At 42.4% G+C, this 845-nt stretch carries 1 protein-coding gene; it reads left to right on the top strand.

Going from position 1 to position 845, the window contains the following annotated elements:
• Positions 1-54: 54 nt before the first annotated feature.
• Positions 55-845: IS5-like element IS17 family transposase (locus GBN19_RS15465; RefSeq protein ID WP_151778706.1), on the top strand; the 791-nt coding region annotated here is incomplete at its 3' end.

The raw sequence follows: 845 nt of genomic DNA, 5'->3' as shown, positions 1-845 counted from the left end.
GGCTTTGTTGCACAAACCTATCTGTAAAGGCTTTTTCAGCGATATAATTTTCAAATGAAGAAGCCTACACACAAAATCTACCGTACAACCAATTGGCCCGCATATAACCGAGCACTCATGAGTCGCGGAAATATTGCCATTTGGTTTGATCCTGCTACGCAATGGTATGCTCCATCAAAAGGCAAACAAGGGCGAAATCAAACCTACTCCGACGCAGCTATCCAATGCTGCTTAATGATTAAATCCTTATTCCGTCTATCTTTACGTATGGTCACTGGCTTTGTGCAAAGTCTGATTAAACTTTGTGGATTAAATTGGACCGCACCAGATTACAGTACGCTTTGTAGAAGACAAAAGCATATTGATATTGCAATCAGCTACCAAAAAAGTAGCGATGGGCTGCATCTACTCATAGACTCTACAGGCATGAAGTTTCTAGGTGAGGGCGAATGGAAACGCAAGAAACATGGACCTGAATATCGTCGCCAATGGCGTAAACTTCATATTGGTATAGATGCTAAAACCCTTCAAATACGCGCTATTCAACTCACTACAAATAATGTGAGTGATTCACAAGTGCTTGGTGATTTACTCGATCAGATTCCACAAGATGAGCAGATTGACTCTGTTTATACCGATGGAGCTTATGACACCAAGCAATGCCGTCAGGTCATTGCAGATCGGCAAGCGCATGCAGTGATTCCACCTAGAAAAAATGCGAAACCATGGAAAGATACAAAGAGTAGCTCGCTAGCGCGAAATGAATTACTTCGAACAGTTAAACGTTTAGGCAGGACACTATGGAAAAAATGGTCAGGCTATCATCGCCGCAGTTTGGTGGAAAC

The sequence above is a fragment of the Acinetobacter brisouii genome, from assembly GCF_008993995.1.
Taxonomy (GTDB): Bacteria; Pseudomonadota; Gammaproteobacteria; order Pseudomonadales; family Moraxellaceae; genus Acinetobacter; species Acinetobacter brisouii_A.
Note: the sequence above shows the minus strand (reverse complement) of the source record. Positions and strands in the feature narration are given on the sequence as shown.